We start from the raw sequence: 6,322 nt of genomic DNA on the forward strand, positions 1-6,322 counted from the left end.
TCACATCCCCTGGAGTGTTCTGAGCATCTGCTTCTTATCTCTGCTTCTCATTAAAGTTTCTCCTATTAGTACACCGTTCACCTTTGCGCTGCGAAGTGCCTGAATATCCTCAGGGGTTTTTATGCCGCTCTCAGCCACAAAAATTTTGTCGGCAGGCGCCATAGAACGCAGACGTATACTATTATTGATATCTACGGTAAAATCCTTTAAGTTTCTGTTATTTACACCGATAATTCTGGCGTTCGCCTTCAGTGCGGATTCCATTTCCTTCTCGTCGTGAACCTCCACCAGCGCAGAGAGTCCAAGGATATCACACACGGATATATACTCCGCAATAGTCTCTGTATCCAGGAGGGCACAGATGAGAAGCACCATGGAAGCCCCCAAAACCTTTGCCTCATAAATCTGATAAGGGTCCACTATGAAATCCTTTCTGAGCACAGGAATGTTAACGCTCTCTGCGATCTCCTTCAGATACTTGTCACTTCCCAGAAAATATTTCGGCTCTGTAAGGCAGGAGATTACAGCTGCGCCTGCCCTCTCGTATTCCCCCGCGATCTCAAGATAAGGAAATTTCTCTGCAATGACTCCCTTTGAGGGGGATGCTTTTTTCACCTCACAGATAAAGTGCATGCCTTCTTCCCCCAATATCTGTTCTGCAGGAAACCCTGTATCTCTCCCCTTTTTCAGGGCCTCTTCCCGGATGGCAGGGTACGGGAGCCTTTCTTTTGCTTTTTGTACCCTCTGGACAGCATAGGCTGCAATCTCTTCCAGTATCATCCCTTCACCTCTTTCGTGGCAGCAACAAATTCGTCTAATTTTGCCAGGGCTTTCTTTTGATCTATCAGGTCTGCGGCCATGGCAATTCCCTCCTTAAGGCTAATATCATCAATCCCCAGATACAGGCTCATACCGGCATTCATAAGGATTACATCTCTCTTTGGCCCCCGCTCAATCCCCTCCAGAATGTCCCTGGTAATCCGTGCATTCTCTTTTGGACTGCCGCCTACCAGCTGAGAAAGTTCACACCGTTTCAGACCAAATTGTTCCGGTGCGATATTGTAGGAGGTTATTTCCCCGAACCGAATCTCATACACCGTAGTCTCGCCGGTCAGAGTAATCTCATCCAAACCGTCATCCCCGCATACAACCACTCCTCTGGTCACTCCCAGATTCGACAGCACCTGTGCCAGGGGTTCTGCCAGTTTTCTGTCATACACCCCCAGCAGCTGCATAGTTGCCGCCGCCGGGTTTGAGAGGGGACCAAGAATATTAAATACTGTCCGTGCCCCCAGCTCTTTCCTCACCGGCGCTGCATATTTCATAGATGAATGATAAGTCTGCGCGAACATAAAACACATATTCGTCTGTTTCAGAACCCTTTCATTTTGCTCCGGGGACAATGCCACCTCAGCGCCGAGATGCTCCAGGACGTCTGCTGCCCCGCTTTTGCTGGATACGCTGCGGTTGCCGTGTTTGGCCACAGGAACGCCTCCGGCTGCGACAACAAAGGCAGAGGTTGTTGATATATTGAAGGTTCCGGCCTCATCACCTCCTGTCCCCACAATATCTATGACTTCTCTCTCTGGTTTTAGTTTAATTCCCTTTTCACGCATCACAGTTGCAAATGCTGTTATTTCGTCTATGGTCTCCCCCTGCATGCGCAGTGCGGTTAAAAATCCCCCCATCTGGGCCTGAGTGGCTGTACCGTCCATCATCTCTTCCATAACACCCTTTGCCTCTTCATATGTTAAGTCTGAACCATTTAATACTTTATGAATTGCCTCTTTGATCATGTTATCGTCCTCCTGTTTGTCATTGTTTTATTCTAAATTTAAGAAATTCTCTATTATTTTCCGCCCGTCGGGAGTCAGTATGGACTCCGGATGAAACTGTACTCCATACACCAGATACTTCTGGTGCTGTACTGCCATAATCTCTCCATTTTCTGACTTACCGATTACTCTCAAACAGTCCGGCATAGTGTCGGGGACAGCCACCAGAGAGTGATATCTGGCTACCGCTGTCTCTCTATCCAGGCCCCGGAACAAATAGCTTTCGGTATCTATTGTAATTCTGCTCTGTTTGCCGTGCATCAGTTCTTTTGCATGGCCGATAGCAGCTCCATAGGCTTCGCATATTCCCTGATGGCCCAGACACACCCCCAGAATGGGAATCTTTCCCTGCAGCTTTTTTACTATCTCTTCACATACCCCCGCATCTGCGGGGTACCCTGGTCCAGGAGAAAGTATAATATGGGACGGGTGCAGGGCTTCAATCTCTTCCACTGTCATAGCATCATTGCGGATGACCTTAATATGAGGGCAGATACTCCCTGCCATCTGTACCAGATTATAAGAAAAACTATCATAGTTATCTATCAGCAATACCATTATTCCAGCACCTCCCCTGCATGTATTATTGCGTTCATCACTGCCGCCGCTTTATTGGCAGATTCCTCATACTCTTTTTCCGGAACACTGTCGGCTACAATGCCGCCGCCTGCCTGCACGTATACTTTTCCATCCTTTTTTACTGCCATCCGTATGGCGATGCAGGTATCCAGATTGCCTGTAAAATCCAGATATCCCAATGCTCCTCCGTAAATACCTCTGGGTTCGCTCTCCAGCTCTTCAATTATCTGGCAGGCCCTGATCTTGGGAGCTCCGGAGAGTGTTCCTGCAGGCAGTACTGCCTCTATGGCGCTTAACCCGTCGCATTCCCTGCGTATCTCCCCTTCTACCTGAGAACATATGTGCATGATTTTTGAATACTTGTGAATCATCTTATACTGTGTCACTTCTACTGTGTCAAACTTAGAGATTCTGCCTAAGTCATTTCTTCCCAGGTCCACCAGCATATTATGCTCTGCCAGTTCCTTCTCATCTCCCAGAAGCTCTTCCTCCAAATTTCTGTCCTCTTCTTCCGTCTCTCCTCTGGGGCGGGAACCGGCCACAGGGAATGTCGTCAGTCTCCCATTTTCCAGTCTGACTAAAGTCTCCGGAGAGGAACTCATAATCTCTTCGCCGTCAATATGAAAATAAACCATATAAGGAGAAGGATTGGTGGTTCTGAGCACCCGGTAGGGAAGTATCAGGCTGCCCTCATAGGGGCTTGTGAACTGTCTGGAGATCACTGCCTGAAAGATATCCCCGTCCACAATATGCTCCTTGGTCTTCTCCACAATCCGGCAGTATTCCTCTTTGCTTACATTGCAGGAAAACTCTATCTTTTCTTTTGGGGCTGCCTGTTCTCCCACCGCCCCATTGCGGATTAAGCTAATGATATTTTCTATATCCGCCATTGCCTTCCCATAGTTTTCCATCACCTTGTCTGTTTTCATATTCACAACAATGCAGATTTTCTGTTTCAGGTGGTCGTAGGCGATCACCTTATCAAAAAGCATCATATCGTAATCATTAAAACTGCCCTTTTTAATATTCAGGACCGGCTCTGCATACCCCATCATGGAATACGCGAAGTATCCTACAAATCCCCCTGCAAAAGGAGGCATCCCGGACAGCCTGGGAGCTCTGTGGGATTTCATCACCTCACGGAGCACTTCCAGCGGATGCTCTGTGGGAATCACCTCTTTCTCCCCGCCCTGCTCCTTTACAACCTCACCGTTTTTACAGGAGACACGCATCACGGGATTATATCCCAAAAAGGAGTATCTGCCCCATTTTTCACCGCCCTCTATGCTCTCCAGCAAAAAAAAGCGTTCGCTGATATTTGCCAGTTTTCTAAGTAGTGTGATTGGCGTAATTACATCTGCATAGATTTCCCTGCACACAGGAATTACCTGGTAGTCTTTTGCCAATTCTAGTATTTCTTCACAGCTTGGCTGCATCATAATGTGTTCCTCCTTTTTGATAAGATATCCAAAGATCAAAAAAGCCTCTGTCCCTTCAGAAACGAAGGGACAGAGGCAAACTCTGCGGTACCACCCAAATTGCCGATCACGAATCGGCCACTCTATCATGCACTGACATACATGCCTTGTTGATAACGGATAAGGCTCCCGTCGGTGTCTACTCTCTTCCCGGGAAGATTTCAAGCCGCCCTCGCAAGTCCATTCAATAAAAACTGTTATTGCCGCTATCCCACCATCAGCAGCTCTCTGGAAATAAATATTCTTATCTACTACTCTTGCTCATTGGTTTGTTCTTTGAATTAGTTCTTTAATGTAATACAGTATATGTAATTTTTCTGGGTTTGTCAACCGTTTTTTTAATAATGAAAATTTGCAAACGGTATCCTGCTAACCGGGATGCCGTTTGGTGCTTACCAGAAAAGATATTTGGTAAATTCAGAATTTTCCTGGAAAACCAGACAGGAATCCTGAAGTCTGTCTTCTGCGATTGCAAAGCCAAGGTGTATTGTCTTTGTCTCAGAAGGCGCAAAGTTCATATAATAAAAATGTTTTCGTTCCTGCAGATAGCTGGACTGATCGAAATAGAAGGGCATCTGATCCGGCTGTATACCATACATATCCTGAGATAAAATCCGATAAGTATCACTATCCTCTCTGCCATACTGATACAGTCTGGGATTTAGGCCGATATCCTCAATCGGTTCTTCTGCAGTATTTGTCACCTCCATGGTTACCTGAAGATATTTCATATTCACAGTGCCCAGATCCTTGGTTTTCGTCTCATTATCCTCCCAGACCACCTCTGTCCTCTGATAGGGAAGAAGGGTTCCGTCTTCGCTGATATACTCCTCAGCCGCCTGGGGATCACTGAAAAATCGGGAATCCATGGAGTCTGCGGGCACTTTGTCGAGAACCTCTGCATTTTTCACCGTGTATTTCAGGCTCTCGTCTGCAGCAATTGAGCCGTCACTCGTCTCCTTTAAGTTAACGTATGGAAGAGTATCTCCCACACGTATGATGTCATCCTGTCCGAATTTTATCTGTTCCTCCAGTACTTCCTGATCTTCCTGTACGGGGTTCTGAAAAGCCTGATATGTTTTGTCCTCATCCTGGACAACCTCATAACGGACATTTTCGGCTACTTTAATCACTTCCTCCAGAGGGATTTCATCGGAAGCCATAATCTCAATGACGTTCCCCGTCTCTTCATAGAAAAGATAAATTATATGGCTGTATTCGGACCCTTTTCTAGTTAACACAGTTGCCTTGACACCGTTAATCGTAGTATCCTCTGCCTCGCTTGCCCCTGCCACAGTCATATCACTCTGCCAGTTTGCCGACGCAATGGTTATGCCCGTTCCCCCGTACTCCCCATTCAGAGAATATTTATTTTCATCCCACTCTTTATACCCCTGGGGCAAGTAATCTGCATAAATTTTTATGGGTGGAACATATGTATTGTCTGTCCGCTCCAGATGAATATTAGCCTCTCCCTTGTCCTTATCCACATCCACACTGGCGTGATAGATGGAAATGGCCGCATATACGCTCAGCGATACACTCAGTACCAGCACCGCACAGGCGCAGGCTGCTGCTGTTTTGCTCCATCTTCTCCTGGTTTTCCCCCCGGCTGCTGCCAAAAGGTTCTCTTTCTTTTTCTGATATTCCTGCGAGAATTCATGATCTTCTTCCTGCTGAAGCTGTTCTCTCAGATACTCTTCCCCCAGATTCTTCAATAATTGCTCCATATTGGGTTTCTGACTCATTTATTTCATCTCCCATCCGTTTTTCTATTAATTTCCTGGCACGCTCCATTCTCTTGGATACTACATCCTCTGATACATTGAGTATTCGTGCCGTTTCCCGGTTGCTGAATCCAAAGTAGCAGCGAAATTTAACCACTTCCAGATAGATTGGCTGCAGCTCATAGAGAACCCTGCTTAGAAAATCCCTGTCCACAGCCTGCTGCCCGATATCTATGGATATTACCTTCTCCTGGGAAAGTGCATCCTCCACGGTACACATCTCGCTGTCTCTGTGATTTTTTCTGTATTGATCAATAGCCGTTGTTCTCAGTATCCGCATAACCAGCCTTTTGGTTTTTACACTGTCAGCTTCTGCGATCCTGGGCAGATATTTCATCAGTTTTACAAATGCATCCTGTACGGCGTCCTCTGCCTGCTGCACCTGGTGCAGAACAGAATACGCTATCTTATACATATCCTGCTCATAGAGCCGGTATATGTCTTCCAGGATCTCTCTCTGGTCTGCCTTATTTTTAAGACGCAGACTCATTGATTCCACCTCCCCTTTTTCTTTTTCGAGCGCTCTTATCTAATATAACGAATGGGACTTCTGATTACTGACAAAAGGGGCTGTCGGTTAATATCGATTTTTGCCCCCTTACATACAAGGAAGAGACAATCCCATAGTATTCGGGCTTTTTCA

6 protein-coding genes and 1 other annotated feature are annotated in these 6,322 nt (G+C 46.4%); all 6 genes read right to left on the bottom strand.

Annotation, left to right across the window (positions count from 1 at the left end):
* The 6 genes from trpC to GKG41_RS11050 all read right to left on the bottom strand — a co-directional run bounded on the left by trpC (window position 1) and on the right by GKG41_RS11050 (window position 6,169).
* Window positions 1-780, bottom strand: a complete 780-nt coding sequence (gene trpC / locus GKG41_RS11030; protein ID WP_154258591.1) for an indole-3-glycerol phosphate synthase TrpC — start codon at window positions 778-780, stop codon at window positions 1-3.
* On the bottom strand, window positions 777-1,796 hold the full coding sequence (trpD, locus tag GKG41_RS23505) for an anthranilate phosphoribosyltransferase (RefSeq protein ID WP_243141026.1): 1,020 nt from the start codon (window positions 1,794-1,796) through the stop codon (window positions 777-779). The genes trpC and trpD overlap by 4 nt, the downstream gene beginning before the upstream one ends.
* A gap of 27 nt (window positions 1,797-1,823) precedes the next feature.
* The gene (locus GKG41_RS23510; RefSeq protein WP_243141027.1) at window positions 1,824-2,393 is read right to left on the bottom strand and encodes an aminodeoxychorismate/anthranilate synthase component II; all 570 of its coding nucleotides are present in this window, start codon (window positions 2,391-2,393) and stop codon (window positions 1,824-1,826) included.
* Window positions 2,393-3,853 (bottom strand): anthranilate synthase component I, encoded by a 1,461-nt coding sequence (trpE, locus tag GKG41_RS11040; RefSeq protein WP_154258593.1) that lies wholly within the window; start codon window positions 3,851-3,853, stop codon window positions 2,393-2,395. Before trpE ends, GKG41_RS23510 begins: the two co-directional genes overlap by 1 nt.
* A gap of 62 nt (window positions 3,854-3,915) precedes the next feature.
* Window positions 3,916-4,166 (bottom strand) — a binding site (T-box leader).
* Window positions 4,167-4,284: 118 nt separating this feature from the next.
* The gene (locus tag GKG41_RS11045; RefSeq protein ID WP_154258596.1) at window positions 4,285-5,640 is read right to left on the bottom strand and encodes a DUF4367 domain-containing protein; all 1,356 of its coding nucleotides are present in this window, start codon (window positions 5,638-5,640) and stop codon (window positions 4,285-4,287) included.
* A complete protein-coding gene (locus GKG41_RS11050; RefSeq protein ID WP_154258597.1) occupies window positions 5,552-6,169 on the bottom strand; it encodes an RNA polymerase sigma factor in 618 nt (205 codons plus the stop codon). Before GKG41_RS11050 ends, GKG41_RS11045 begins: the two co-directional genes overlap by 89 nt.
* Window positions 6,170-6,322: the final 153 nt, after the last annotated feature.

It is taken from the genome of Lactonifactor sp. BIOML-A5 (assembly GCF_009677585.1).
Lineage (GTDB): Bacteria > Bacillota > Clostridia > Lachnospirales > Lachnospiraceae > Lactonifactor.